The sequence below is a fragment of the Curtobacterium sp. PvP017 genome (genome assembly GCF_054060195.1).
The window spans coordinates 1-1489 of record NZ_JBSSCY010000019.1; the positions used below are offsets into that span (position 1 = coordinate 1).

Here is a 1489-nt window from a genome sequence, read left to right on the forward strand (position 1 = left end):
GTCGCGCCGGCTTCGGCGGTGCCGGTGAACGCGCGGGTGCCGGGCTGGTAGGTGTTCTCTGTGGCGAGGTCTTCGACCTGCAGCAGACGCGGCAGCGCCACCCGCTCGGAGACCGAGACGTACCGAACGTTGTCGAAGCCGAGGTTGACGATGTCGAGCTGCTTGTCGGTCTCAGCTGCGGGGATCGTGTAGCTCCAGCCCTCCTTGTTCAGGACGCCGGACACGACGCGGTCGCCGTCGAGGATCCAGAGGCCCGCTGCGTCGTCCCGCTGGCCGACGACCTGCACGCGGCCGTCCGGGTAGACCTTGACGTCCTGGAGTGCGGGGGCAGCGACGGATGCGTCGGTGGGGAACTGCTGGAGCTGTGCCGCGGTGCGGGTTGAGCGCGTGCCCTCGGCGGAACGGGCGACCACGAACACGGTCTCGCCGAGGCGGTTCTGCGGGATCTGGGCGACGTAACCGGTCTCAGTGAGGGTGGCGGTCGTGATCTCTTCGCCGGCTTCGTCCTCGACGACGACCGAGTCCGTGGCCTTGTCGTACTGGCCGGCCAGGACGAAGGCGCCGTCGAGGCGACGCTCGTTGGTCTGGAGGGTGGGTGCGGTCGGTGCGTCTGCGTCGGCTGGGGTGAAGTGGATGTCGCGGAGCTGGTTGGTGCGGCCCTCGGGGGTCGTCTGGGTGAGCGTGATCTTGTGCTCGCGGTCGCTGAGCTCCGCGTCGGCGCTCCACGTCCCGGTGCCGGAACGGGTGGTGCTGACCTCGGTCGTGAACAGTTCGTCCCCGGACACGGTGTCGGTCGCGACGATCGTGGCACCCGCGGTCGCGCTCCCGGTGAACTGCATCACCCCCGGCTCGAACGTGTTCTCCGGGTCGACGTCGTCCACGGTGATCCCGCGGGGCATCGGGATGCGCTCGCCCCGAGTCTGCGTGCCGTCTTCAGCGGTGTCGACACGGATCACCTCGAGACCGGCATCCTGGTGCCGGTCCTGCACGTTCAGGAAGAACCCGGGCCCCGTCGCCCGATCGAACACCTCGTTCCCGATCACGAGCCAGGTCTCGTCACCCCCCGACCAGCCGACGACGGTCCGGGAGCCCCACGGTGTGCTCCAGTCCGTCACGAACCGTGGCTCCGGGAACGACGGGTCGACCGGGATGTTGTCGAAGTCGGGGGTCTTCGATTCCTCGGAGCTGGTCGTGCTGTCCGTCGGTGAGGGACTCGCTGCGGCGGCCGTTGGGGTGCTCGCGGCGGTCGCGGTGACGGGCGTCAGCAGGCCGACGCCGAGGGATGCGGTGACGATGCCGCAGACGACCGCTGCGGTTCGGAAGGATGAGGGGGCCATGGAGGGTTCCTGTCGATGTGGGGAGCGGGTGCCCCCGTTGGTGAGGGGGCACCCGCTGTTCAGTGGTGTGGTGTTCAGGTGGTGGGTTGCATGGTGTGGGTGATGCGCTTGATCTTGTTGGTGCCGTCTTGCTGGGTGATGACGACGGGGTA

1 protein-coding gene is annotated in these 1489 nt (G+C 68.7%); it reads right to left on the bottom strand.

Going from position 1 to position 1489, the window contains the following annotated elements:
- A partial coding sequence (locus ACVKXF_RS18150; protein ID WP_456796578.1) for a hypothetical protein occupies positions 1–1337 on the bottom strand: 1337 nt, incomplete at its 3' end.
- Positions 1338–1489: the final 152 nt, after the last annotated feature.